Here is a 25,701-nt window from a genome sequence, read left to right as displayed (position 1 = left end):
TAAGACTTCTTAACTTCGGACGCCGTGTGTTCGAACCGATATGGACATCCGTTCATATCATTTAAGGAGATTGACCGTGGGTCTTAATCTGAATGACAAAAAGGTCGTCGTCGAAGAAGTTTCCGCAAAAGTAGCAACTGCGCAAACCATCGTCGTGGCTGAGTACCGTGGCATCCAGGTTAGTCACTTGACCAAGCTCCGTGCAACCGCACGTGCCCAGGGCGTGTACCTGCGTGTTCTGAAGAACACGCTGGCTCGTCGCTCTGTCGAAGGCACGCAGTTTGCCTCGCTGGCTGATTCCATGACCGGTCCGCTGATCTACTCGATCTCGGACGACGCCGTTGCTGCAGCAAAAGTCATCAATGACTTCGCTAAAACCAACGACAAGCTGGTCATCAAAGCCGGTAACTACGCAGGTAAGCAGCTCGACGTAGCTGGTGTTACCGCGTTGGCAAGCATCCCATCCCGTGAAGTCCTCATCTCGCAGCTGTTGGGCGTCATGCTGGCTCCGGTGTCGGGCTTTGCACGTGGTCTGGCTGCACTGGCAGCGAAAAAAGGCGAAGGTTCGGAAGCTGCTCCTGCAGCCGAAGAAACCGCTGCAGCTTAATAGCGCAGCCTTTTTTCTCAAGTACTAACTACACACAATATACAACTGGAGTTTCAAATGGCAATTAGCAAAGACGATATCCTGAACGCAGTGAGCGAAATGTCCGTCATGGACCTGAACGAACTGGTCAAGGCATTCGAAGAGAAGTTCGGCGTGTCGGCAGCTGCAATGGCAGCACCGGCAGCTGGCGGCGCCGCTGGCGGTGCAGCTGCTGCTGAAGAGCAGACCGAGTTCAACGTTGTTCTGTCGGAAGTCGGCGCGAACAAGGTCGGCGTCATCAAGGCAGTCCGTGAAATCACCGGTCTGGGCCTGAAAGAAGCCAAGGACCTGGTCGACGGCGCACCGAAGACCGTGAAAGAAGCCCTGCCAAAAGCTGACGCTGAAGCCGCCAAGAAGAAGCTGGAAGAAGCTGGCGCCAAGGCCGAACTGAAGTAATACATCAGCACCGGGCGCTTGAAACACAGTGCCCAGCGCGGGAGTCAAAGCTTGCAAAACCTGCCGGAAGGCAGGGGATGCGGCTTTGGCTCTTTTGTCGTCCCTGCGGCAAACGTCAGTTTTGAATTGACGACAGGGAACTGGTAGTACCCCGTTTCAGCAGCATCGTATCACAGCAGTTTGCTTGTCCTTTTCATCTGGCGCGAAAGAGTAAGAGACTTCAGGGCTTGCGTGTGGTAGTGGCGTTCGCCACTGGCAATTCCTGAATTCTCCATCCTTTCTGTCACTCACGGAGTGTCCATGCACTACTCATTTACTGAGAAGAAGCGCATTCGCAAGTCGTTCGCGAAGCGCGCCAACGTTCACAACGTTCCCTACCTGCTGGCTACCCAGCTGGAATCCTACGAGAACTTCCTGCAGGCCGAATTCGCTCCGTCCTCGCGCAAGAACGAAGGCCTGCAATCGGCCTTCTCCTCGATTTTCCCTATCGTGTCGCACAATGGTTTTGCGCGCCTCGAGTTCCTGTCGTATGTGCTGGGCGACCCCGCGTTTGACGTGAAAGAGTGCCAGCAGCGTGGCCTGACCTTCGCGTCGCCGCTGCGCGCCAAGGTGCGTCTGGTGATCCTGGACAAGGAATCGCCGACCAAGCCAGTCGTCAAGGAAATGAAAGAGCAGGAAGTCTATATGGGCGAGCTGCCGCTGATGACCACGAACGGTTCGTTCGTGATCAACGGCACCGAGCGCGTCATTGTCTCCCAGCTGCACCGTTCGCCTGGTGTGTTCTTCGAACACGACCGCGGCAAGACCCACTCGTCGGGCAAGCTGCTGTTCTCGGCAAGGATCATTCCTTACCGCGGTTCGTGGCTGGACTTCGAATTCGACCCGAAAGATATCCTGTTCTTCCGCGTCGACCGTCGCCGCAAGATGCCGGTCACGATCCTGCTGAAGGCCATCGGCATGACGCCGGAGCAGATCCTGGCGAACTTCTTCGTCTTCGACAACTTCACCCTGCGTAACGACGGCGGCGAACTCGAGTTCGTCTCCGAGCGCCTGCGCGGCGAAGTCGCGCGCTTCGACATCGTCGATCCGAAGTCGGGCAAGACCATCGTCACCAAGGACAAGCGCATCAACGCCAAGCACGTGCGCGACATCGAAGCCGCTGGTATCAAGAGCATCTCGGTGCCGGAAGACTACCTGCTGGGCCGCGTGCTGGCCAAGAACATCGTCGACCAGGACACTGGCGAGATCATCGCCGTGGCCAACGACGAGCTGACCGAAGAACTGCTGGGCAAGCTGCGCGACGCCAGCGTGACCGACATCCAGACGCTGTACACGAACGACCTGGACCAGGGCGCCTACATCTCGCAAACCCTGCGCACCGACGACACCGCCGACCAGACCGCCGCACGCGTGGCGATCTACCGCATGATGCGTCCTGGCGAACCGCCAACCGAAGAGTCGGTCGAAGCCCTGTTCAACGGCCTGTTCTACATGCCGGAACGCTACGACCTGTCGGCTGTCGGCCGCATGAAGTTCAACCGCCGTATCGGCCGTGACGAACTGACCGGCGACATGACCATGTCGAACGAAGACATCCTGGCCGTGATCAAGATCCTGGTCGAGCTGCGCAATGGCCGCGGCGAAGTCGACGACATCGATCACCTGGGTAACCGTCGCGTGCGTTGCGTCGGCGAACTGGCTGAGAACCAGTTCCGTGCCGGCTTGGTGCGCGTGGAACGCGCCGTCAAGGAACGCCTCGGCCAGGCCGAAGCGGACAACCTGATGCCGCACGACCTGATCAACAGCAAGCCGATCTCGGCCGCGATCCGCGAATTCTTCGGTTCGTCGCAGCTGTCGCAGTTCATGGACCAGACCAACCCGCTGTCGGAAGTCACCCACAAGCGCCGCGTCTCGGCACTGGGACCGGGCGGTCTGACCCGCGAACGTGCAGGCTTCGAGGTGCGCGACGTGCACCCGACCCACTACGGCCGCGTGTGCCCGATCGAAACGCCTGAAGGCCCGAACATCGGCCTGATCAACTCGCTGGCTCTGTACGCCCGCCTGAACGAATACGGCTTCCTGGAAACCCCGTACCGCAAGGTCGAGGATTCGAAAGTCACCGACAAGATCGAATACCTGTCGGCGATCGAAGAAGGCCGCTACATCATCGCCCAGGCGAACGCGGCGATCAGCGACGAAGGCCAGCTGGTCGACGAACTGGTCTCGGCGCGTGAAGCCGGCGAAACGATCCTGGTCTCGCCAGAGCGCATCCAGTACATGGACGTCGCCCCGGGCCAGATCGTGTCGGTCGCAGCATCGCTGATTCCGTTCCTGGAACACGATGACGCGAACCGTGCACTGATGGGCGCCAACATGCAGCGCCAGGCCGTGCCTTGCCTGCGTCCAGAGAAAGCCGTGGTCGGCACCGGCATCGAGCGCACCGTCGCGGTCGACTCGGGCACCACCGTGCAGGCCCTGCGTGGCGGCGTGGTCGACTACATCGATGCGGGTCGCGTGGTCATCCGCGTGAACGACGATGAAGCGCAGGCTGGCGAAGTCGGCGTCGACATCTACAACCTGATCAAGTACACCCGTTCGAACCAGAACACCAACATCAACCAGCGTCCGATCGTGCAGGTTGGCGACCGCGTTGCCCGTGGCGACGTGATTGCCGACGGCGCATCGACCGACCTGGGCGAGCTGGCACTGGGCCAGAACATGCTGGTGGCGTTCATGCCATGGAACGGCCTGAACTTCGAGGATTCGATCCTGATCTCGGAAAACGTCGTCAAGGACGACCGTTACACCTCGATCCACATCGAAGAGCTGTCGGTCGTCGCTCGCGACACCAAGCTGGGCGCGGAAGAAATCACCCGCGACATCTCGAACCTGGCAGAGAATCAACTGGCGCGCCTGGATGAATCGGGCATCGTCTACATCGGCGCCGAAGTGCAGGCCGGCGACGTGCTGGTCGGTAAGGTCACCCCGAAAGGCGAGACCCAGCTGACTCCGGAAGAAAAGCTGCTGCGCGCGATCTTCGGCGAAAAAGCGTCGGACGTGAAAGACACCTCGCTGCGCGTGCCTTCGGGCATGGTCGGCACCGTGATCGACGTGCAAGTGTTCACCCGCGAAGGCATCCAGCGCGACAAGCGCGCCCAGCAGATCATCGACGACGAGCTGAAGCGCTTCCGCCTGGACCTGAACGACCAGATGCGTATCGTGGAAGGCGACGCCTTCGAGCGTCTGGAGCGTATGCTGGTCGGCAAGATCGTCAACGGCGGTCCGAAGAAGCTGGCCAAGGGCGCGGCGATCACCTCGGAATACCTGGCCGATCTGGACAAGTTCCACTGGTTCGACATCCGCCCGGCGGAAGACGACACCGCGAACGCGCTGGAAGCGATCAAGGAATCGATCAACGAGAAGCGTCACCAGTTCGACCTGGCTTTCGAAGAGAAGCGCAAGAAGCTGACGCAAGGCGACGAGCTGCAGCCTGGCGTGCAGAAGATGGTCAAGGTCTACCTGGCCGTCAAGCGCCGCCTGCAGTCGGGCGACAAGATGGCGGGCCGCCACGGTAACAAGGGTGTGGTCTCGCGTATCGTGCCGGTGGAAGACATGCCGTTCATGGCGGACGGTCGTCCAGCCGACGTCGTGCTGAACCCGCTGGGCGTTCCGTCGCGTATGAACGTCGGTCAGATCCTGGAAACTCACCTCGGCTGGGCTGCGAAGGGCCTCGGCTGGCGCATCGGCGAAATGCTGCAGGCGCAAGCGAAGGCAGCGGATCTGCGCACCTTCCTGGGCAAGATCTACAACGAAACCGGCCGCAAGGAAGACCTGGACAGCTTCAGCGATGAAGAAATCCTGAGCCTGGCGAGCAACCTCAAGAACGGCGTGCCGTTCGCGACCCCGGTGTTCGACGGCGCCCACGAGGAAGACATCCGCCGCATGCTGGACCTGGCGTTCCCGGACGACATCGCTGCCCACCTGGGCATGACGCCGTCGAAGAACCAGGTCACCATGTTCGACGGCCGCACCGGCGAAGCGTTCGAGCGCAAGGTCACCGTCGGCTTCATGCACATGCTGAAGCTGCACCACCTGGTGGACGACAAGATGCACGCCCGTTCGACCGGTCCGTACTCGCTGGTGACGCAGCAGCCGCTGGGCGGTAAAGCCCAGTTCGGTGGCCAGCGCTTCGGTGAGATGGAGGTGTGGGCACTGGAAGCGTACGGCGCATCGTACGTGCTGCAGGAAATGCTGACCGTGAAGTCGGACGACGTGAACGGCCGTACCAAGGTGTACGAGAACCTGGTCAAGGGCGACCACGTGATCGACGCCGGCATGCCGGAATCGTTCAACGTGCTGGTGAAGGAAATCCGTTCGCTGGGTATCGACATCGATCTCGAGCGCAACTAAGCAGGGCCAGCATGGCCGCCAGCCTTCGGGCCCGGCCTGCTGCCTTTGAAACGTCGTTCCCGCGCAGGCGGGAACCTAAGCCCGGTGAGTTGCCGGCAAACTTGGATTCCCGCCTGCGCGGGAATGACGTTTTTAAGGGTTGGCGGGACGCGCAAACGCCGGCGAAAATCGGCGAGAAGTTGGCGGTAGTAGTATTCAGTACAGAATCAATCACCTTTGGAGTGATACATGAAAGCACTGCTCGATCTATTCAAGCAAGTTCAGCAAAACGAAAGTTTCGACGCCATCAAGATTGGCCTGGCGTCGCCTGAAAAAATCCGTTCGTGGTCGTTCGGCGAAGTCAAGAAGCCGGAAACCATCAACTACCGTACGTTCAAGCCTGAGCGTGACGGCCTGTTCTGCGCCAAGATCTTTGGCCCGATCAAGGACTACGAATGCCTGTGCGGCAAGTACAAGCGCCTGAAGCACCGCGGTGTGATCTGCGAGAAGTGCGGCGTCGAAGTCACCCTGGCTAAAGTGCGCCGCGAGCGCATGGGCCACATCGAACTGGCGTCGCCGGTCGCTCACATCTGGTTCCTGAAGTCGCTGCCGTCGCGTCTGGGCATGGTCCTGGACATGACCCTGCGCGATATCGAACGCGTGCTGTACTTCGAAGCATACGTCGTCACCGATCCTGGCATGACCCCGCTCAAGAAGAGCCAGATCATGTCGGAAGACGACTACGCCGCCAAGTACGAAGAGTACGGCGACGACTTCACCGCATTCATGGGCGCCGAAGGTATCCGTGAACTGCTGCGCTCGATCGACATCCACCGCGATGCCGAAGCCCTGCGCGTGGAACTGAAAGAGTCGAAATCCGAAGCCAAGATCAAGAAATACGCCAAGCGCCTGAAAGTGCTCGAGGCGTTCCAGCGTTCGGGCATCAAGCCTGAATGGATGATCATGGAAGTTCTGCCGGTCCTGCCGCCAGAGCTGCGTCCGCTCGTCCCGCTGGACGGCGGCCGTTTCGCCACGTCGGACCTGAACGACCTGTACCGCCGCGTCATCAACCGTAATAACCGCCTGAAGCGCCTGATGGAACTGCGCGCACCAGAGATCATTACGCGTAACGAAAAGCGCATGCTGCAGGAAGCGGTCGACTCGCTGCTGGACAACGGCCGTCGCGGCAAAGCGATGACCGGCGCCAACAAGCGTCCGCTGAAGTCGCTGGCCGAAATGATCAAGGGTAAGGGCGGTCGTTTCCGTCAGAACTTGCTGGGCAAGCGCGTCGACTACTCGGGCCGTTCGGTCATCGTGGTGGGTCCACAGCTGAAACTGCACCAGTGCGGTCTGCCGAAGCTGATGGCCCTCGAGCTGTTCAAGCCGTTCATCTTCAACAAGCTGGAACTGATGGGTCTCGCGACCACCATCAAGGCCGCGAAGAAGCTGGTCGAAGTGCAAGAGCCGGTGGTCTGGGACATCCTGGAAGAAGTCATCAAAGAACACCCGGTCATGCTGAACCGTGCGCCTACGCTGCACCGTCTCGGTATCCAGGCGTTCGAGCCGGTCCTGATCGAAGGCAAGGCGATCCAGCTGCACCCGCTGGTCTGCGCGGCGTTCAACGCCGACTTCGACGGTGACCAGATGGCGGTCCACGTGCCGCTGTCGATCGAAGCGCAGATGGAAGCGCGTACGCTGATGCTGGCGTCGAACAACATCCTGTTCCCGTCGAACGGCGAACCGTCGATCGTGCCGTCGCAGGATATCGTGCTGGGTCTGTACTACGCGACCCGCGAGGCGATCAACGCCAAGGGCGAAGGCATGATGTTCCCGGACGTGTCGGAAGTCATCCGCGCGTACGACAACAAGGAAGTCGAGCTGGCGACCCGCATCACCGTGCGTATCGTCGAGTTCCCGAAAAACGCCGAAGGCGGCTTCGACCAGACCCTGACCCGCTACGAGACCACCGTTGGCCGTGCGATCCTGTCCGAGATCCTGCCGAAAGGCCTGCCGTTCTCGGTGCTGAACCGCGCGCTGAAGAAGAAGGAAATCTCGAAGCTGATCAACACGTCGTTCCGCAAGTGCGGCCTGCGTGCGACCGTCGTCTTCGCGGACAAGCTGATGCAGTCGGGCTTCCGCCTGGCGACCCGCGCCGGCATCTCGATCGCCGTCGACGACATGCTGATCCCGGACGTCAAGAAGGGCATGATCGCGACCGCCGAAGCCGAAGTGAAACAGATCGAGCAGCAGTACGCCTCGGGTCTGGTCACCGCCGGCGAGCGTTACAACAAGGTCGTCGACATCTGGGGCAAGACCTCGGATGAAGTCGGCAAGGCGATGATGGACCAGCTCAAGATCGAGCCGGTCACCAAGCGCGACGGCACCGAAGGCACCCAGGAATCGTTCAACGCGATTTACATGATGGCCGACTCGGGCGCCCGTGGTTCGGCAGCCCAGATCCGCCAGCTGGCGGGTATGCGTGGTCTGATGGCGAAACCGGACGGTTCGATTATCGAAACGCCGATTACCGCGAACTTCCGCGAAGGCCTGAACGTTCTGCAGTACTTCATCTCGACCCACGGCGCTCGTAAAGGTCTGGCGGATACGGCACTGAAGACCGCGAACTCGGGTTACCTGACCCGTCGTCTGGTGGACGTGACGCAAGACCTGGTGGTGATCGAAGACGATTGCGGCACCAGCAACGGCACCCACATGAAGGCGCTGGTCGAAGGCGGTGAAGTCATCGAAGCCCTGCGCGACCGTATCCTCGGCCGCGTGGCAGGCACCGACGTCGTCAACCCTGAAACCCAGGAAACCCTGTACGAAGCCGGCACGCTGCTGGACGAAGACATGGTTGAAGAGATCGAACGCGTCGGCATCGACGAAGTGAAGGTCCGCACCCCGCTGAACTGCGACACGCGCTTCGGCCTGTGCGCCAAGTGCTACGGCCGCGACCTGGGCCGCGGCATGCTGGTCAACAGCGGCGAAGCAGTCGGTGTGGTGGCAGCGCAGTCGATCGGTGAGCCGGGTACCCAGCTGACCATGCGTACCTTCCACATCGGTGGTGCGGCATCGCGCGCGGCAGTGGCCTCGTCGGTCGAAGCCAAGTCGAACGGTACGGTCCGCTTCACCGCGACCATGCGTTACGTCACCAACGGCAAGGGCGCGCAGATCGTCATTACCCGTTCGGGCGAAGTGCTGATCACCGACGACCACGGCCGTGAGCGCGAGCGTCACAAGGTGCCGTACGGTGCGACCCTGATCGTCAAGGATGGCCAGGCTGTCAAGGCCGGCACCGCCCTGGCGACCTGGGATCCGCTGACCCGTCCGATCATCACCGAGTACGCCGGTACGATCCGCTTCGAGAACGTCGAAGAAGGCGTCACCGTCGCCCGTCAGGTCGATGAAGTGACCGGTCTGTCGACCCTGGTGGCAATCGATCCGAAGCGTCGTGGTTCGGGCAAGGTGCTGCGTCCGCAGGTCAAGCTGCTGAACGAAGAAGGCCAGGAAGTGAAGATCGCCGGCACCGAACACGCCGTGACGATCGGCTTCCAGGTCGGCGCGCTGATCATGGTCAAGGACGGTCAGCAAGCGACCGTGGGTGAAGTGCTGGCACGTATCCCGACCGAATCGCAGAAGACCCGCGACATTACCGGTGGTCTGCCGCGCGTTGCCGAACTGTTCGAAGCACGTTCGCCGAAAGACGCGGGCATGCTGGCGGAAGTCACCGGTACCGTGGCGTTCGGTAAAGAGACCAAGGGCAAGCAGCGCCTGGAAATCACCGACATGGACGGCAACAAGCACGAGTTCCTGATCACCAAGGACAAGCAAGTGCTGGTGCACGACGGCCAGGTGGTGAACAAGGGCGAGATGATCGTGGACGGCCCGGCCGATCCGCAAGACATCCTGCGCCTGCTGGGCATCGAAGCGCTGGCCCGCTACATCGTGGACGAAGTGCAGGACGTGTACCGTCTGCAGGGCGTGAAGATCAACGACAAGCACATCGAGGTGATCGTTCGCCAGATGCTTCGTCGTGTTCAGATCACCGAAGCAGGCGACACCGACTACATCGTCGGCGAGCAGGTGGAGCGTTCGGAACTGCTGGAAGAAAACGACCGCGTGAACGCAATCGGCAAGCTGCCGGCGCAGTACGAAAACGTGCTGCTGGGTATTACCAAGGCATCGCTGTCGACCGATTCGTTCATCTCGGCCGCATCGTTCCAGGAAACCACCCGCGTGCTGACCGAAGCGGCGATCATGGGCAAGCGCGACGGTCTGCGCGGCCTGAAAGAGAACGTCATCGTCGGCCGCCTGATCCCTGGCGGTACCGGTCTGGCATTCCACCGCGCCCGCAAGGAGAAGGAAGTGTGGGAAGCGGAAGAGCGTCAGGCACTGCTGCAGCAAGAGAAGGCCAATATGGCTGCAGAGCTGCAGGCGATGGAAGACCAGCAGACTGCACAGGCTTCGGCTGAGCAGCATAACGACGGCGAGTGATCGCGTAAGTTGTTAGTGAAAGCGGCACCCTGAGGGGTGCCGTTTTTTTTGCCTGATGGGTTCGTAATGCTGCTCGTCAGGAAGACGCGCGGTGTGCTGTAATCTGCTCCGCCTTGAACGTGCGCACTTGCGTCGTATTCGATTGCATCCAATCACTGTGGCGCCACGTAACTCCTGTATCCCGGTAGCATTAGACGAACCCGAACAGAACCGCTGCCGCCAGTAATACCCAAGTCAGCAGGACGCGCCAATGCATGGGATTGGTCTACACTGGATTGGCTTTTTACTATCCTATAGATATCTTCGAAGGAGCAAACAATGAAAATGCGATGGATGAGCGCCGTCCTGCTGAGCGCAGTATGCGCTGCCGCCAGTGCCGCCGATAACACCGTGACTCTCAAGCTGGCCACCGACAAAGGCGATGGCGCCAGCGTGGGCACCGTCAAGCTCAGCGAAACCAAGTATGGCGTCGTGCTCACGCCGGATCTGAAGGATCTGACCCCGGGCCTGCACGGCTTCCACATCCACGCCAACGGCAGCTGCGCGCCGAACCAGGCCGACGGCAAGACCGTCCCGGCCGGCGCGGCGGGTGGCCATCTCGATCCAGCCAAGACCAACAAGCACGGCACCCCGTGGGGCGATGGCCACCTGGGCGACCTGCCGGCGCTGACGGTGGATGCCAAGGGCATGGCCACCAACCCGGTCCTGGCGCCACGTCTGAAGATGTCGGACATTAAGGGCAAGGCCCTGATGGTCCACGTCGGCGGTGACAACCACTCCGATCACCCGGCGCCGCTGGGTGGCGGAGGCGGCCGCATGGCTTGCGGCGTGATCCAGTAAGCCTCGACCCACACTGAAAGCGGATGGCAGCGCATGGCGCGCCGTCCGCGATCAATCCGCGCGCACCTGCCCGCGCAGCCATACTAGGCTCGACGCGGCATAGTTCATCACCGAGATATGTCCATCGTCCGGCCGCTGCCACAGCTCGGCCGAGCGGCAGTGATGCGCCAGCCACTCGCTGTGCGACGCCGGCACCACGCGATCCTGGACCCCATGCACGAACAGCACCGGACAGGCGATGCGCGTGCAATCGAAGCCCCACGGCGTCACATAGGCGATATCGTCGTCGATCAAGCCGTCAAGCCCCTTGGCCACCGCCGGTCCCACCACGCTGTCGAACCATGACCACGGCCCCGCCAGCGCCTCCCAATCCTCGGGCGTAAACATCTCCCGGTCGAATTCGAGCCCGAGCGCCTCATGGTATGCCTTGGCCGCGCGCCCCTGCGCCGCCGCACGCAGCGCCGCCGCCCCGTAGGCGCCCATGCCTTTGAACCAGTCGAGTCCCTGCGCGTCGGGCGGCGCCAGGCCCGCGATGCTGACCGCGCCCACCACCCGCTCGGGCAGCAGGGCGGCGCAAGCCAGCGCATGCGGTCCGCCACCTGAATGTCCCATCACCGCGAAGCGCTTGACGCCCAGCCGGTCGGCGATGCGCTCGACATCGAAGGCCGCCGAGGCGACGTCGCGCCCGCTGCGTTCCGACGAGCCGCCATAAGCCGGGCGGTCGTAGCCGATCAAGCGAATGCCCAGCTCATCCGCGAGCGCGAACAGCGGCTCGGGCGGGCGGCCGATGTTCGGCGTGCCGTGGTGCCAGAACACTGCCAGCTCCTGCTCGCCGGGTGGCGCCAGGTCGTAGAAGTGCAGCGTGCGCCCGTCGCCGAGCACCAGGTCTTCTTCGCGCATCGTTCGCCTCTCTCGTCAGTGGATGGGAAATCGTTGACCCAAACGCGTCGTTCCCGCGGAGGCGGGAACCCAAGTGTGCCAGCGTTATCGTAACGCGAACAACCTGGGTTCCCGCCTGCGCGGGAACGACGTGGTACTGCTAACTAAACCTGAAGCCTGGCGGGTGCGATTACTTCGCTGCGCGCGCCTTGCCGAACGGATCGCCTTCCTTCCACGCCGGCATCTTCGGCGCGTCGGCCACTGCGCGGCCCAGGTTCAGCGTGTACTGCGCCTGCTGCACCATACCCGACAGGTCCCAGCTCGGATCGTATTCGTCCGACGCCTGGTGGTACTTGTCGCGGTAGGTCGCGGCCTTGGCGTTGTTGGCTTCGACGTCCTTGACCCAGCTGCGGCCCGCGCCCACCGAGAACGCCGGCACGCCGGCCTTGGCGAAGCTGAAGTGGTCGCTGCGGAAGTAGCCGCCGGCGAGGTCAGGCTTGGCTGGAGCCACGGTCAGGCCCATGGCCTGGGCGGTGGCGGCGGCCATCGCGCCCAGTTCGGTGCGCTCGCTGCCCGGCACGCTGACGTCCTTCACCAGGCCCACCCAGTTCAGGCTGTCCAGGTTCAGGTTGGCGGCGGTCTTCTCGATCGGCCACAGCGGCTTGGCGACGTAGGCGGCGCTGCCCAGCAGGCCTTGCTCTTCGGCGGCCACCCACAGGAACATCTGGCTGCGCTTGGCCGGGTGCTTGACGGCTTGCTCCGCCATCGCCAGCAGCGCGCCGGTGCCCGAGGCGTTGTCGACCGCGCCGTTGAAGATGGTGTCGCCCTCGGTACCCTGCTTGCCCATGTGATCCCAGTGCGCGCTGTAGATCACCACTTCGTCCTTGAGTTTTGGGTCGGTGCCCGGCACGACGCCGGCCACGTTGAACTCCTCGAGCTTGCGCACTTCCGCGCGCGCCGTGCCCTTCAGGCGGGCCTTCAGGGTCACCGGCTTGAAGTTCTTGTCTTCGGCGGCGGCGCGCAGTTTATCCAGGTCCTGGCCGGCGGCGGTGAACACCTTGCGCGCGGTGTCATCGGTCATCCAGCCCTGCACCCCAGTGCCCACTTTACCTTCGGTGAGCTGGAAGCGCTCGGCGTTGGCCCAGCTGTTCTGCACCACGCTCCAGCCGTACGAGGCCGACTTGTCGGTGTGGATCAGGATGGCGCCGGCCGCGCCCTGGCGCGCCGCTTCCTCGAATTTATAGGTCCAGCGGCCGTAATAGGTCAGGCCTTCGCCGTTGAAGCGGTTCGGTTCCGCGGCGGTCGGCAACGGGTCGTTCACCATCATCACCAGCACCTTGCCCTTCAGGTTCATGCCCTTGAAGTCGTTCCAGCCGCCTTCTTCCGGCGCCACGGTGCCGTAGCCGACGAAGACCAGGTCGGCGTCCAGCTTGTGCTCGGCCTTGCCGTCGCCCGGCCCCCAGACCCAGTCAGCGCCGAACTGCAGCGGCAGCGCCTTGCCGCCGGCGGTGATGGCGATGTCGCTCTTGGCCGGCAGCGAACGCACGCCGGCGATCTTGACCGCCTGGCGGAAGCTGTTGCCGTTGGCCGGCTTCAGGCCGGCGGCCTTCGCCTGCGCCTCGAGGTAGGCGACGGTCAGTTCGCCGCCGCGCTGGCCGGTGCCGCGGCCTTCCATGGCGTCGTCGGACAGGTGGGCCAGGTGCGCGCGCAGCGGCGCTTCCTGGACGGTTTGAGCTTGTGCGTGGGCCGGATAGGCCAGCGCCAGGCTGCCGGCGACGGCGGTGAGGACGAGGGAAGAGACGATCTTGTACATGAAATCCTGCGACTTGAGTTGATCGGGAAGGGCACGTTCGTGGCGTGCGCGGAACATTCTATGACAAGTCTTCAATAAAATCGCAGGATATCGGTGGACATCGTCATTCCCGATTGTTCCCGTAAATACGGGGCGTCTTCGTCGCGCGACGGTAGCAGGTGCTGGGGCAGGCCGGGCATGCGCTCCTGCACGGTGATCGCGAAAATCTCATCGGGCGCGCTCTCGATCTCGAAGTGCAGCACCCGGTCTTCCATCCCGTACAGCGACAGCAGCCACGGCGCCTCCTTCGACGTGAGCGGCACGCCGTCGAGCCGCGAGCGCAGCGCCTTGGCGCCCGACATGCGCAGCTCGATGTGCGGCGCGCGATTCTTCGAACGCACAGTGAACGTGCCGCGTCGCACCTTGCCAACGGTGTTGAGCAGGGCGAAGCATTCTGGGAAGGCGATCGCATCCTCGCGCGGCGCTTCGGCATACCATTGGCGCGGGCTGTTCCAGCCGAAGACTTCGACGAAGATGGTCGGCTGCCGGCCGGGGAACAGCTGGCGGCGCCAGTCGTCGAGAGGCTGCTCCGGCAGCAGCCAGTACGCGCGCCAGGTGTTCGCGTCCTTGTAGTAGACCAGGCGTTCGAGGCCATCGGATGCGGGTGCCAGAGTGGCGCGCGGCGCCGCCTGTCCCGGCAGGACGAAGCAGCTTGCGGCCAGCAGCGCCAGCATGGCGCCGACGGTCGGCGCGATGGACAGCACCAGCAGCAGGCTGGCGAAGCACAGCATCGGCAGCGCCATCAGCATCGGCGGCAGGTACATGTGGTGCGGCGCGAGCAGCAGCCAGGCATCGCGCAGCGCCGGCGGAAACAGCGCCGCGGCCGGCGCCAGGCCGGCCACCAATACCAGCAGCCGCGGGGCGAAGGCCGGGCGCTGGCCCCAGCGCGACTGCAGGACCAGGAAGGCGGCCAGCGCCGCCGCCAGCGGCCAGGCCAGCACGTAGGCGGCGCCGGGCAAGAAGACGATGACAAGCAGCAGCGTCAGCGCAGGCCAGGCCAGCGCGCCGAGCACCATCGCCGCGGCGCCGACGCTGCGCCGGAACAGATACAGCCCCGCGACGAAGACGCAGCTTGCCACGACCAACACCACCAGCGGCAGGCGCTGCTCGCCCGCGAGACCGGCGGCGGCAATCTCTTCGCGCCAGGTCCAGCTGCCGACGCGCACCACGAGCAGCAGGAAGCACACGCCGAACACGCCCTGCGCCGCCTCGACCGCGCCATCCGCGCCGAACTGGCGGCGCCAGGCGAATCCCAGCATCAGGCAGGACAGGATCGCCGGCGCCCAGGCGAGCCAGGCCGCGTGCTGGACCAGGCCCACGACGGGCAGCGAGAAATAGGCGGCGGCCGCCTGCGTCCCGCGCGTGAGAGGCGTGTCGCCGTAGGCCTGCGCCAGGCGCAGCATCGCGTCGCCCAGCTGCCGCGGATCGTGCTCGCCGCCGGCGAACAGCAGCACCGGCGCATCGAGCGCCGCCAGCGGACCGACGTGTGGCGCGTCGTTCAGCATGCGCGCCAGGGTCGTCTCGAGCGAAGAGCCGCGCAACTCGGGCGCGGCGCGCATCCAGCCGGCCAGCGCGGCGCCGCCCGCGCCGCTGGTCTCGACCAGGCGCAGTCCCGCATCGCCGGCCGGATCGAACTTGAGCGCCAGGCCGATGGTGGCGGCCAGTGGATGCTGTTCGGCGAAGCCCTTGGCGCCCAGCGCGCCGATGTGGTGGCCGTCGGCGAACAGCAGCACGACGTCGTTGGCGGGCGGCGCAGCGCGCAGGGAGCGCGCCGTTTCGAGCAGGGCCGCCATGGTGGCGGCGCCGCGCGCGGTATCGCGCACGGCGTTGCCGCTGTCGTAGTGCGTCGTGAGCAGCAGCGCCGGGCGGCGGCCCGCATCCAGCGCGCTGCCGGGAATCCTGGCGACGACGTTATGGACGACGCCGATCGTGTTGTGGATGGCGCCAAAATAATGGACGACCGACTTGCGCACCGTGGCGCGCTGCACTGTCGGCGCCAGGTCCATCGCCCGCAGTTCTGCAAGCAGGTATGCGCGCGCCCGGGCATTGCCATCGGTCGCGATCGAACGCGGCGCGGCCCCCAGCACCCGCACGTGCTCCTGTACGCGGGCGCTCCAGCTGCCGGCCGCGATCTGTACCTTCGGTTCGGGCAGCGCCGGTTGCGCCAACGCCATCCAAGCTATGATGGCCAGGACGGCCAGTCCCAGGCAGCCGGCAAGGGCGTGCATGAAACCCGTGAGACGTAGCGCCGGCATCGGCGCGCTTGCAGCATCCATTGGTTCTCTCTCCAGTGTCGTGGTGGATCGGATGCCCCCGCAGGCGTCTATGCACCTGTCATAGGGACGAAAAAAAGCCCGCCGAATCAAGAGGGGCGGGCTAAAAGAGGAAAGGGGGGCTTACTCGAGCGTCCAGACGTAGGCGAGCTGCGCCCACCCGGCTTCGGCTGTGCCGCCGTTCATCGCCGGCTGGAATTTGCACAGGCTCAGGGCATTCACGGCGGCGCGATCGAGCTCACGCGAGCCGCTGGAAGACTGGATGCGGGAGTCCTGCACCCGGCCATCGGTCCCGACCAGCAGCGCCAGGGTCACGGTTCCGGTCTCGCCATTGCGCGCAGCGCGCACCGGATAATCGGGTTTGGCGCAGCCGTTGGCGTCGGCCAGCACGGCGCTACGCATCTGGCCGCTGTTCGACGACGGCTCGGCGGCCGGCTGTGGCGGGGCTTCGGATTGCGCCTGCTGGACTGGTTCCGGCGATGGCTCGGTGCTCGCTTCGATGACCTGTTCGGGTGGCGGCTCGGCGATGTCGACTTCCACTTTGGGCACCACGACCTCGGGTGGTGCGGCCTTCACTTGCGGCTTGGGTGGCTCGGGCGGAGGCGCCGGCGGCGGGACTTCCGGCTGGATCCACACCAGCTTGTCTTCGAGCATGGCGGGCAGCGAAATCGACTTGGCGTTCATGGTGCTGATGACGCCCATCGCCACCAGCACGTGCAGGCCGGCCACCAGGGCGAACTTGCCGGCCTTGCCGCCGGCGCCTTGATTGATGTCAGAAAAATGCATGGCAACCTCCTTTATTCGTCCCGCCATCCCTCGGAATGGCCAGGTTTACTACCTTGGAAGAATGCATATCTACAGCTCATTGGAATCAATATATGCTATGTCCTAGCAATTTGCAAATCCATAATCTGGCAAAATTGTTTCTAGTTGTGTGTGCGTCAGCGTACCAAGCAGTGCTAACCATAGGGTGGACGGCTCCGCCGTCCATGCGTCCAGCAAAAGGAAGCGCCTCAAAAACGCCGGTTGCAGAGCACAAAAGTTCTCCGCCTTTCCATTCGCTTCCCCGCCCGTTGTATGAAATAATTCCCAACTGTGCCGTGGCTTTTCGCCCCGGCCTCAGCAAAGCCAGACCCACGCCAGACACTGGCAAAGCACACCGGCCACGCGCCAGGAGAATCAAATTGGCAGAACAGAACAAACCCATCCGCGTCATGCTCGCGGATGATCACCCGATCGTCATGACCGGTTTCGCCATGTCGCTCGAAGCGGCAGGCATGCAGGTGGTGGGGCAGGCCAAGACCCCGAACGAGGCGACCGCGCTGTACGCCGCCGAGCATCCCGACGTCGCCGTGCTCGACATGCGCTTCGGCACCGAGCTGACCGGCATGGACGCGGCCCAGGCCATCCTCAAGTCCGACCCGTCGGCCAAGATCGTCTTCCTGAGCCAGTTTGACCAGGACAGCCTGATCAAGGAAACCTACCGCCTCGGCGCCCACGCCTTCGTCACCAAGGATTGCGACCCGGCCGACCTGGCCACCGCGGTGCGCCATGCCCACGAGGGCAAGCTGTACTTCCTGCCGCATATCGCTTCGCGCCTGGCCAGCATGGCGGTGCGCGGCGAAGTCACGCCGCAGTCGCAGCTCGACGAGCGCGGACTGGAGATCTTCAAGCTGATGGCCGAGGGCATGACCAATGCCGAGATCGCGGAGCGCCTCGACCTGTCGACCAAGACCATCAGCAACATCAGCCAGTCGATCAAGGAAAAGCTGGGCGTGCACCGCCAGGCCAGCATCACGCTGCTGGCGGTCAAGCACGGCCTGATCGAGCCCTGACGCGATGGCCATCCTCCCGCGCCGCATGCCCCACCAGCGCAGGCGCGCGCCCGCGCTGGCGCCGCTACTGGTCCTTGCCTTCATGCTGGCGCTGTCGGCCGGCAGCGTCCACGCCGCCCAGCAGGTCGAGCGCGAACGCGAAGAAGCGCAGGGCTACCGCTTCCAGATCCTGACCGGCGACGACAGCGCCGTCACCCACCGCATCGCCGACGACCTGTACAAGCGCCTGGTGCCCACCTTCGCCGCCTTCCGCACCGAGCTGGCGCAGAAGCGCCGCATGCTGTACGTGGCGATCGGTCCGACCGCGCTGCGCGACGCGCTGTCGCGCCGCTGCGATTGCGTGGTGATCTCGGCGTACACCTCGAGCCAGGTGTGGCGCACGCTCACCGCGCGCCTGCCCAAGCAGCGCCGCATGGCCATGACCGCCATCTATGCCGAGCCGGCGCCGAACGACCAGATGCGCCTGGCCGAATTGCTGTACGGCCGCCCGGTGCGGGTCGGCGTGCTGCTCGGCCCGGACACCGCTTTCCTGCGGCCGGTGCTGCACGAGGCCACCGAGATCCAGATGTATACGCCGGGCGAAGACCTGAATCACACGCTCAACAGCATGACGCGCGCCGAGACCCTGCTGGCGCTGCCCGACAGCGACATCTACAACGCCGAGAACGTGCGCAATATCCTGCTCTCGACCTACCGCCGCAAGCAGGGCGTGATCGGCTTCTCGGCCGACATGGTCAAGGTGGGCGCGCTGGCCACCACGTATTCCGAGATCGAGGAGATCAACGCCCAGGTGGCCGAGCTGGCCGCCGACTTCGTGCGCACCGGCGAACTCGATCCGCCGCAGTTCCCGCGCTACTTCCGCACCATCATCAACGAAGGGGTGGCCAGTTCGCTCGACCTGCGCGTGACCGACGCCGCCCGCAACTTCGCACGGCGCGCGCCGCTCCCGCAATGAACCTGCGTTTCTGGCGCGGCTGGGGTGTCGGACGGCGCATGGCCGTCATCACCATGCTGCCCGTGATCCTGCTGTTCACCTCCTTCGTCTGGTATTCCTGGTATGCGCACCGCGCCCAGGTGGCCGAGGAGCTGGCCGAGCGCGGACGCATCCTGGCGCGCGCGCTGGCCGAGACCTCCGAATACAACGTCATCTCGGGCAACCTGTCCGACCTGCGCCTGACCATCAACGGCCTGGTGCAGTCCGACCGCAGCATCTACAAGGTCGACGTGATCGACGGCAGCGGACGCGCCGCGGTGCGCGTGGTGTCCGACTCGGCCAGCGACGCCCAGGCCCACTACTACGAGGCGCCGATCCGCAAGCAGGTGGTGTGGATCAACCTGTTCTCGGACAACGGCACGCCGCACGTGTCGGCATCGAGCGATTCGCGTCCGCCCACGCTCACCACCGAAGTCGTCGGCTGGGTGCGGGTGACGATGTCGCCGGCGAACATGATGGCCAAGCAGACCGACCGCTTCCAGATCGAGCTGTCGATGGCGGCGCTGGCGCTGGCCGCGAGCGGCATCCTGGCCTGGGTGCTGGCGCGCTCGCTGATCGTGCCGCTGCGCGAGGCGATCGGCACCCTGCGCCAGATCCGGGGCGGCAACTACCGTGTCCATCCGCCGGTCACCACCGGCGGCGAGATCGGCGAGCTGCAGGCTTCGATCGGCGAGATGTCGCTGGCGCTGGACGAATCCAAGCGCGACCTCGAGAACAAGGTGGCCGAGCGCACGCGCGACCTGCTGGCCTCGCGCAACGAGGCGCTGCGCGCCGACGCCGACAAGCGCAAGCTGATCCAGAAGGTCAACGAGATCATCGAGGACGAGCGCAAGAGCATCGCGGTCGAGATCCACGACGAGCTCAATGCCTCGCTGATCGCGGCGAGGCTGGAGGCGCAGGCTATCGGCCTGCTGGCGGCCAAGGCGCCGCCGGGACCCGAAGTGGACGAGATCCGCCGCAAGTCCGAGGCCATCACCAAGCTGGCGCTCGACCTGTACGCCAACGGCCGGCGCCTGGTGCGCCGCCTGCGCCCCGAAGTGCTCGACATGCTGGGCCTGCACGGCGCGGTGGAAGAGATGGTGCGCCACTACGACACCACGTCCGGCTGCCGCTTCGACCTGCACAGCGAGGGCGATTTCGCGCGCCTGTCGAACGAGCTGGCGATTTCCGCCTACCGCATCGTGCAGGAAGCCCTGTCCAACGTCATGAAGCACGCCGCCGCGCGCTCGGCCCACGTCAGCCTGCTGCTGGACGAAGGCAAGGGCATGCTGCGCATCCGCGTGGTCGACGACGGCGCCGGCTTCGACACCGCCAGCGCCTCGGAAGGCATCGGCATCATCGGCATGCGCGAGCGCGCCTATGCGCTGCACGGCACGATCGAGGTGCGCTCCAGCCCGGGCGAAGGCACCGACGTCGCGATCGCGCTGCCGCTCAACCTGCCGGCCCAGGCTCAAGCCGTGCCGGCGACGATTTCCGAAGCATCAACCTCACAACGATAAGATCCATGTCCACTGAATTGCTGACGCCCTACGAGAAGGGCAACCTGAACCAGACCACCACCTGGCGTGATTGCATCGCCTGGTACGAAGACCTCGCGCGTCGTTTCCCTTCCGTGCTGCGCTTCGAAAAAGTGGGCGTGTCGGATGCGGGCGTGCCGATCCACGCGGGCGTGGTCAGCAGTGACGGCGTGTTCGACGTCGATGCGATCAAGCGCGCCGGACGCCCGGTCTTCTTCAACAACAACGGCATCCACCCGGGCGAACCGGAAGGCGTCGACGGCTGCATGGCGATCGTGCGCGACTTCTGCCAGCAGAGCGCCAAGCTTGCTGCGCTGGGCAACACCGTGTTCCTGTTCGTCCCGCTGTACAACGTGGACGGCAGCTTCAATCGCGCCGACACCTCGCGCGTGAACCAGGACGGGCCGGAGCAGTTCGGCTTTCGCGGCAACAGCCGCCACCTCGACCTGAACCGCGACTTCGTCAAGTGCGACACCCTGGCCGCGCGCACGTTCAATCAGCTGTTTACGCGCTGGGATCCGGACGTAATGGTCGACACCCATACCTCGAATGGCGCCGACTACAGCTACACGATGACCCTGATCCACACCCAGGCCGACAAGCTGGGCGGCGGCCTGGGCGAATTCCTGCGGGCCGAGATGCTGCCCGCGATGTACGCCGGCATGGATGCGCGCGGCTGGCCGACCTGCCCCTACGTGAATCCGGTCAAGGACAGCCCGGACCACGGCATCGCCGAGTTCCTCGAAACGGCGCGCTTCTCGACCGGCTACGCGGCGCTGCACCACACGATCGGCTTCATGCCCGAAACGCACATGCTCAAGCCGTTCAAGGACCGCTACGAGTCGATGGTGGCGCTGGTCGAAGTGGCGCTCGAGTTCACCGTCAAGAACGCCGGCCGCATCCAGGCGCTGCGCCGCGCGGCGCGCGAGGAAGGCCGCAAACAAAGTGAATGGCCGGTGCGCTGGAAGATGGACGAAGCCAATCCGTCGAGCTTCCGCTTCAAGGGCTACGAAGCCAGGTACAAGAAGAGCGCCATCGGCGACTATACCCGCCTGTACTACGACCGCAGCAGCCCGTGGGAACGCGACATCGCCTATTACAACAGCTTCCCGGTCGACGTCGCGGTGCCGGCGCCGCAAGCCTATGTGGTGCCGCAGCAGTGGCGCGAGGCGATCGAACGCCTGGAATGGAATGGCGTGCGCATGGAGCGCATCGAGGCGGATCGCCTGCAGGAAGTGACGTACTACCAGATCCGGTCGGTGACGTCGCGCCCGTCGGCCTACGAAGGCCATCTGTTCCACGACGAGGTGGTGCTGGAGCGCCTCATCGGGCAGGTCCTGCTGCGCGCCGGCGACTACCTCGTGCCGCTGGACCAGGACCGGGCGCGCTATGCGGTCGAGACGCTCGAGCCGCTGGCGCACGACAGCTTCTTCCGCTGGGGCTTCTTCAACAGCGTGCTGGAGAAGAAGGAGCATTACTCGGATTATGTGTTCGAGGACGAGGCCGAGAAGCTGCTGGCGGAGGAGCCCGAGCTGGCGGCGAAGTTTGCCGAGTGGAAGGCGGCGAACCCTGGGCTGCTGAGCAGCCAGGAGGCGGTGCTGGACTTCATCTACGCCAACTGCGCGCGTTATCGCGAGCCGGAGTGGAACCGCTATCCGGTGTTCATGATCGCGCGCTAGAAGCCAGCCGGCGACATGTTACGTCGGCGTAACGAGCAGGGGGAGACAGTGGGAAACAAGACCGCGATACTGGCTTACGTGGATGAAGGCAGTGATCTGCATTCTGTCCTGAAGTCGCGGCCAGTACTGGACCGCGAAGCCACGGCACTGGCGCTCGCTGAGTTGTTTCCCTCGCATAAGGCGATGCCACTTGCGGACGGTCACCTCGGGAGCGTCTATCCTCCGCGCGATGAAGTCGGCATCGCTTGCTATCCCGGCCTTACGATCGTGTCCGCACAAGCCCTGATTGTCGAACCAAGCCAGCTCGATCAGCGCTTCCTCGAATTCGCCAAGGGCAGGACGATGCTGCATCACGTGACAATCAGCACGGTCGATGCTTTCTCTTACGGGGTATGGAAGAACGGGGAGCTGGTCCGCGCGTTGTCGATGAGTTCGGATGGTGTCACTGAGGATATCGGTGCGCCACGTGCGGTCGAATTGCCCTACTGGGCCGGCAAGTATCCATGCGCGGACGACGACGAAGTTGACGACGGGCTTGTCGAGCTCGATGAGCATGACCGCCCCGAGTTTGGCGACGATCTCGAAGGTAGTGCAGTGGATCGCCATGCCGGTTCGCTGCCATTTCACCCGCTCGAGCTGGGGGATGCGGTGTTGCTCGATTTGTTTGGCTATGCCTTGGACGGCTACGATGCCGAAACCCAACTGGATCCGGACAGCATCGCGCTCATGCGATTTACGCTGAGGCAGACTGCGCGCCAACAAACCGGCAGTGACCCGGTCGTAGGCATGAGACCGTGGTGGAAGTTCTGGTAGAGCAGCGTCAAGTGCGGAGACGAAGGACAAGCCTCCGCATCCGCACTCGCATCACATCACCCTATTTGGAAGCCGCAATCCACCGATCGACCTTCGCCTCCAGCACCGCCAGCGGCAAGGTGCCTTCGTCCAGCACCACCTCGTGGAACTTCGGCAGGCTGAACTTGTCGCCCAGCGCCGCCTGCGCGCGCTGGCGCAGTTCCATGATCTTCAGCGAACCGATCTTGTACGCCAGTGCCTGGCCCGGCATCACCATATAGCGCTCGATCTGGGCGCGCGCTTCCAGTTCCGAGTAGCCCAGCATATCGCGGAAGTACGCGATCGCCTTGTCGCGGCTCCAGCCCTTGGTGTGCATGCCGGTGTCGACCACCAGGCGCGCGGCGCGCAGCATTTCGTCGTTCAGGTGGCCGAAGTAATCCTCCGGCTGCTCGAACAGGCCCATCTCCTTGCCCAGGGTCTCGGCATACAGCGCCCAGCCTTCGGTAAAGGCGGTGTTGCCGCCGAACTTGCGGAAGTTGGGCAGGCCCAGTTCCTGCAGCAGGGCGATGTGGAAATGGTGGCCCGGCTGGCCTTCATGCAGGTACAGCGTGACCATGCCGGTGCGGCCGTACTTGGTCGGGTCGTTCACGACCGACCAGAACACGCCCGGACGCGAGCCGTCGGCGGCCGGCGCCGAGTAATGGTCCGACGCGGTCTCGCGCGTCAGTTCCGGCTCCAGCCGCACTTCCAGCGGCGCCTTCGGCATCAGCGTGAACAGGGCCGGCAGCTTGGCGCGCACTTGCGTGTCCAGCTTCTGGAACACCTCGATCACCTGCTGGTCGGTGGTGAACGGCTTGTACTTCGGCTGCTCGGACACCCACTTCGGCAGGCCGGCGGCCGGGCCGGTGTAACCCATCTTGGGGCCGATCTTGCCGTATTCGCCCTGGATGCGCGCCACTTCCTTCAGGCCGATCGCATGGATCTGCTCGGGCGTCATATCGGTCGTGGTCATCGCCGCCACGCGCGCCTTGTACCACTCGGCGCCGTTCGGCAGCGCGTTCCAGCCGGCGCTGGTGCGGGTCTTCGGCAGGTAGTCCTTCTCGACGTAGCTGGCCAGGCGGTCCAGGGCCGGATTGAGCTTGTCGATCGTCTTGCGATAGGCATCAGGCAGGCTGCGCTTGTCGGCGGCCGAGAAATCTTGTGGCAGCTTCTTGATCGGAGTGTAGAAGATGCTGGCTTCGGCGCTTTTGGCCTGCAGCTGCTTGAGCTGCGGCAGCAGCGACTGGATCGGCTGGCGTGGATGCACGATGCCGCGCCTGACGCCTTCGCGCATGTTCGCGATCGACTGGTCGATGTAGGCCACCATCTGGTCCAGGCGGTTCAGGTAGTTGCGGTAGTCCTTCGGCGTGGCGAACGGCTGGGCGCCTTCGCCTCCGGCGTAGTTCGCGATGAAGGCCGGCATATTGAACATCTGGTCCATCGGCAGCAGGTGCTCGGGGAAGGCGCCCAGGCGCAGCGCGGTCTCGAGCTCGAACTTGACGATGTCGTAGCTGGCCTGCTCGTGCGCATTCAGGCGCTCGCGCGGGATGGTGGCCAGGCGCTTCAGGTAGCCGCGGTACAGCGCAAACTGGGCCTCGCGGTTCTTCGGCGCGATCGACAGGCCGAGCTGGTCGAAGAAGCGGCCGTCGCCACTTTCGGTCGCCCACACCGGCTCGAAGCGGGCATAGGCCTCGTAGTACTCGTCGACCAGCTTGTCGATCGCCTTGCCGGCTTCGGTCGTGGCGACCTTCTGCTTGGCGGACGCGGTGTCGGGCGTGGCATCAGCCGCAGGCGCGGCCTGCACGGATGCGCAGGCGAGCAGGGCGCCAATCGCCAGCGCGCCGAGCTTGAAGTTCTCTCTCATCTCGTTTTCCTTGTCGAGTCAGTAGCTGGCCAGCGGCGTCAACGCGCCGTTCTTGAAGGTGTACACCGTCACCGCCGTCTTCTTGAGATTGCCCTTGGCGTCGTAGCCGTAGGCGCCGACCACGCCCTGGTAGCTGATCGCGTGCATCGCGGCGCCGACCTGCTTGGCGTCGACCGACTTCGCCTGCTGGATCGCCTGGGCGATGAACTTGGTCTGGTCGTAGAACGACGGCGCGTAGACGTCCGGATCGCGGCCGAAGCGCTTCTTGTAGCTGGCCAGGAAGGCAGGGCCGCCCGGCTGCCGGGCGACGATGGCGCCGGCCTGCGCGCAGCGCACGTTTTCGCCGACCGCGGCGCCGCCCAGCCTGGCCATCTCGGGGCTGCACAGGGTGTCGCCGCCCAGCAGCGGCACGTTCAGGCCCAGCTGCTTCATCTGGCGCGCCATCGGGGCGCCTTGCGGGGCGTAGCCGCCGAAGAAGATCGCGTCCACCTTCTTGGCGCGCAGCGAGGTCAGGATCGCGGCGAAGTCGCTCGCCTTGTCGTTGGTGAATTCGTGGCCCGCGACCTTGATGCCGGCTTTCTGCGCCTGGCGCTTGAATTCCATCGCGATGCCCTGGCCGAAGGCGGTGCGATCGTCGATCACGCCGACGTTCCTGACCTTGAGCTCCTTGGCCGCATAGCCGGCGACCGACGCGCCTACCTGCGTGTCGCTGGCCACGATGCGGAACACCGTCGGGTAGCCGGCGCTCGTGATCTTGGGGTTGGTGCCGACGGTCGACATCAGGATGCCGTTGTCGTTGTAGACGCGCGAGGCCGGAATCGCCACGCCCGAGTTGTACGGGCCGAGCACGTACTTGACGCCGGCGTCGGCGAACTTCTGGGCCACGGTCACGCCCTGTTTCGGGTCGCCCGCATCGTCCTCGGACTGCAGCACGAAGCGCAGCACGTTGCCGCCCACCTGGATCTTCTGTGCGTTGAGTTCTTCGATGGCGAGGCGCACGCCGTTCTCATTGTCCTTGCCGGCGAAGGCGTTGGAACCCGACAGCGGGCCGCTCACGCCGATCTTCACGACTTGTTCCGCGGCGGTTGCCTGAGCGGCGAACAACGCCGCCAGCGCCAGCGGCGCCATCTTTATTTTCGATCGCATTCCCTTGGTCTCCGTTGATGTCAACGGCCGCCATCATCGCACGATCGCACGCCGCGCGAAAGCACG

16 protein-coding genes are annotated in these 25,701 nt (G+C 64.3%); 10 read left to right on the top strand and 6 right to left on the bottom strand.

Annotation, left to right across the window (positions count from 1 at the left end; all coding sequences use genetic code 11):
* Window positions 1-76: 76 nt before the first annotated feature.
* The 5 genes from rplJ to sodC all read left to right on the top strand — a co-directional run bounded on the left by rplJ (window position 77) and on the right by sodC (window position 10,765).
* The gene (rplJ, locus tag DIR46_RS12325; protein ID WP_109345476.1) at window positions 77-607 is read left to right on the top strand and encodes a 50S ribosomal protein L10; all 531 of its coding nucleotides are present in this window, start codon (window positions 77-79) and stop codon (window positions 605-607) included.
* 57 nt (window positions 608-664) lie between these two features.
* A complete protein-coding gene (gene rplL, locus DIR46_RS12320) occupies window positions 665-1,042 on the top strand; it encodes a 50S ribosomal protein L7/L12 (protein WP_005663628.1) in 378 nt (125 codons plus the stop codon).
* Between the two features lie 300 nt (window positions 1,043-1,342).
* Complete coding sequence (rpoB, locus tag DIR46_RS12315; protein ID WP_109345475.1) at window positions 1,343-5,452, top strand: DNA-directed RNA polymerase subunit beta; 4,110 nt, start codon at window positions 1,343-1,345, stop codon at window positions 5,450-5,452.
* 228 nt (window positions 5,453-5,680) lie between these two features.
* Window positions 5,681-9,925 carry a DNA-directed RNA polymerase subunit beta' gene (gene rpoC, locus DIR46_RS12310; RefSeq protein ID WP_109345474.1) on the top strand — a complete coding sequence of 1,415 codons (4,245 nt, stop codon included), beginning with the start codon at window positions 5,681-5,683 and terminating at the stop codon, window positions 9,923-9,925.
* A 318-nt stretch (window positions 9,926-10,243) separates the two neighbouring features.
* Complete coding sequence (gene sodC / locus DIR46_RS12305) at window positions 10,244-10,765, top strand: superoxide dismutase family protein (protein WP_205289118.1); 522 nt, start codon at window positions 10,244-10,246, stop codon at window positions 10,763-10,765.
* A gap of 51 nt (window positions 10,766-10,816) precedes the next feature.
* On the opposite strand, the gene DIR46_RS12300 is transcribed toward sodC, so the two are convergent.
* From DIR46_RS12300 to DIR46_RS12285, 4 genes are all read right to left on the bottom strand, one after another.
* Entirely contained in the window at window positions 10,817-11,665 is an 849-nt protein-coding gene (locus tag DIR46_RS12300) for an alpha/beta fold hydrolase (protein ID WP_109345473.1), read from the bottom strand.
* A 169-nt stretch (window positions 11,666-11,834) separates the two neighbouring features.
* Window positions 11,835-13,457, bottom strand: a complete 1,623-nt coding sequence (locus tag DIR46_RS12295) for a M28 family peptidase (protein WP_109348007.1) — start codon at window positions 13,455-13,457, stop codon at window positions 11,835-11,837.
* A gap of 71 nt (window positions 13,458-13,528) precedes the next feature.
* Window positions 13,529-15,772 carry a M28 family peptidase gene (locus DIR46_RS12290; RefSeq protein ID WP_109345472.1) on the bottom strand — a complete coding sequence of 748 codons (2,244 nt, stop codon included), beginning with the start codon at window positions 15,770-15,772 and terminating at the stop codon, window positions 13,529-13,531.
* 120 nt (window positions 15,773-15,892) lie between these two features.
* A complete protein-coding gene (locus DIR46_RS12285; protein WP_162819499.1) occupies window positions 15,893-16,555 on the bottom strand; it encodes an energy transducer TonB in 663 nt (220 codons plus the stop codon).
* Window positions 16,556-16,953: 398 nt separating this feature from the next.
* Between DIR46_RS12285 and DIR46_RS12280 the strand changes: the two genes are divergently transcribed.
* Genes DIR46_RS12280 through DIR46_RS12260 form a run of 5 tightly spaced genes read left to right on the top strand, consistent with a single transcriptional unit; the run spans window position 16,954 to window position 22,607 of the window.
* Window positions 16,954-17,604 carry a response regulator gene (locus tag DIR46_RS12280; protein ID WP_109345470.1) on the top strand — a complete coding sequence of 217 codons (651 nt, stop codon included), beginning with the start codon at window positions 16,954-16,956 and terminating at the stop codon, window positions 17,602-17,604.
* 4 nt (window positions 17,605-17,608) lie between these two features.
* Window positions 17,609-18,559 (top strand): hypothetical protein, encoded by a 951-nt coding sequence (locus DIR46_RS12275; protein WP_109345469.1) that lies wholly within the window; start codon window positions 17,609-17,611, stop codon window positions 18,557-18,559.
* Window positions 18,556-20,097 (top strand): sensor histidine kinase, encoded by a 1,542-nt coding sequence (locus tag DIR46_RS12270; protein WP_109345468.1) that lies wholly within the window; start codon window positions 18,556-18,558, stop codon window positions 20,095-20,097. The genes DIR46_RS12275 and DIR46_RS12270 overlap by 4 nt, the downstream gene beginning before the upstream one ends.
* Before the next feature lie 5 nt (window positions 20,098-20,102).
* Window positions 20,103-21,794: a M14 family zinc carboxypeptidase gene (locus DIR46_RS12265; protein ID WP_109345467.1), complete on the top strand. Its 1,692-nt coding sequence runs from the start codon at window positions 20,103-20,105 to the stop codon at window positions 21,792-21,794.
* Between the two features lie 48 nt (window positions 21,795-21,842).
* The gene (locus DIR46_RS12260; protein ID WP_162819498.1) at window positions 21,843-22,607 is read left to right on the top strand and encodes a DUF6928 family protein; all 765 of its coding nucleotides are present in this window, start codon (window positions 21,843-21,845) and stop codon (window positions 22,605-22,607) included.
* Between the two features lie 61 nt (window positions 22,608-22,668).
* On the opposite strand, the gene DIR46_RS12255 is transcribed toward DIR46_RS12260, so the two are convergent.
* Together DIR46_RS12255 and DIR46_RS12250 are read right to left on the bottom strand one after the other, a co-directional pair.
* Window positions 22,669-24,489: a DUF885 domain-containing protein gene (locus DIR46_RS12255; protein ID WP_109345465.1), complete on the bottom strand. Its 1,821-nt coding sequence runs from the start codon at window positions 24,487-24,489 to the stop codon at window positions 22,669-22,671.
* 18 nt (window positions 24,490-24,507) lie between these two features.
* Window positions 24,508-25,635: a branched-chain amino acid ABC transporter substrate-binding protein gene (locus DIR46_RS12250; RefSeq protein ID WP_109345464.1), complete on the bottom strand. Its 1,128-nt coding sequence runs from the start codon at window positions 25,633-25,635 to the stop codon at window positions 24,508-24,510.
* Window positions 25,636-25,701: the final 66 nt, after the last annotated feature.

The sequence above is a fragment of the Massilia oculi genome, assembly GCF_003143515.1.
In the GTDB taxonomy this organism is placed as follows: Bacteria; Pseudomonadota; Gammaproteobacteria; order Burkholderiales; family Burkholderiaceae_D; genus Telluria; species Telluria oculi.
The sequence above is the reverse complement of the archived record's forward strand: the minus strand, read 5'-3'. Positions and strand labels throughout refer to the sequence as shown.

Coding starts and splice junctions, on each gene's coding strand:
- rpoC (WP_109345474.1), top strand. CDS start 5,681: ATGAAAGCACTGCTCGATCTATTCAAGCAAGTTCAGCAAAACGAAAGT.
- DIR46_RS12300 (WP_109345473.1), bottom strand. CDS start 11,665: ATGCGCGAAGAAGACCTGGTGCTCGGCGACGGGCGCACGCTGCACTTC.
- sodC (WP_205289118.1), top strand. CDS start 10,244: ATGAAAATGCGATGGATGAGCGCCGTCCTGCTGAGCGCAGTATGCGCT.
- DIR46_RS12285 (WP_162819499.1), bottom strand. CDS start 16,555: ATGCATTTTTCTGACATCAATCAAGGCGCCGGCGGCAAGGCCGGCAAG.
- DIR46_RS12270 (WP_109345468.1), top strand. CDS start 18,556: ATGAACCTGCGTTTCTGGCGCGGCTGGGGTGTCGGACGGCGCATGGCC.
- DIR46_RS12290 (WP_109345472.1), bottom strand. CDS start 15,772: ATGGATGCTGCAAGCGCGCCGATGCCGGCGCTACGTCTCACGGGTTTC.
- DIR46_RS12255 (WP_109345465.1), bottom strand. CDS start 24,489: ATGAGAGAGAACTTCAAGCTCGGCGCGCTGGCGATTGGCGCCCTGCTC.
- rplL (WP_005663628.1), top strand. CDS start 665: ATGGCAATTAGCAAAGACGATATCCTGAACGCAGTGAGCGAAATGTCC.
- DIR46_RS12265 (WP_109345467.1), top strand. CDS start 20,103: ATGTCCACTGAATTGCTGACGCCCTACGAGAAGGGCAACCTGAACCAG.
- DIR46_RS12250 (WP_109345464.1), bottom strand. CDS start 25,635: ATGCGATCGAAAATAAAGATGGCGCCGCTGGCGCTGGCGGCGTTGTTC.
- DIR46_RS12295 (WP_109348007.1), bottom strand. CDS start 13,457: ATGTACAAGATCGTCTCTTCCCTCGTCCTCACCGCCGTCGCCGGCAGC.
- rpoB (WP_109345475.1), top strand. CDS start 1,343: ATGCACTACTCATTTACTGAGAAGAAGCGCATTCGCAAGTCGTTCGCG.
- DIR46_RS12275 (WP_109345469.1), top strand. CDS start 17,609: ATGGCCATCCTCCCGCGCCGCATGCCCCACCAGCGCAGGCGCGCGCCC.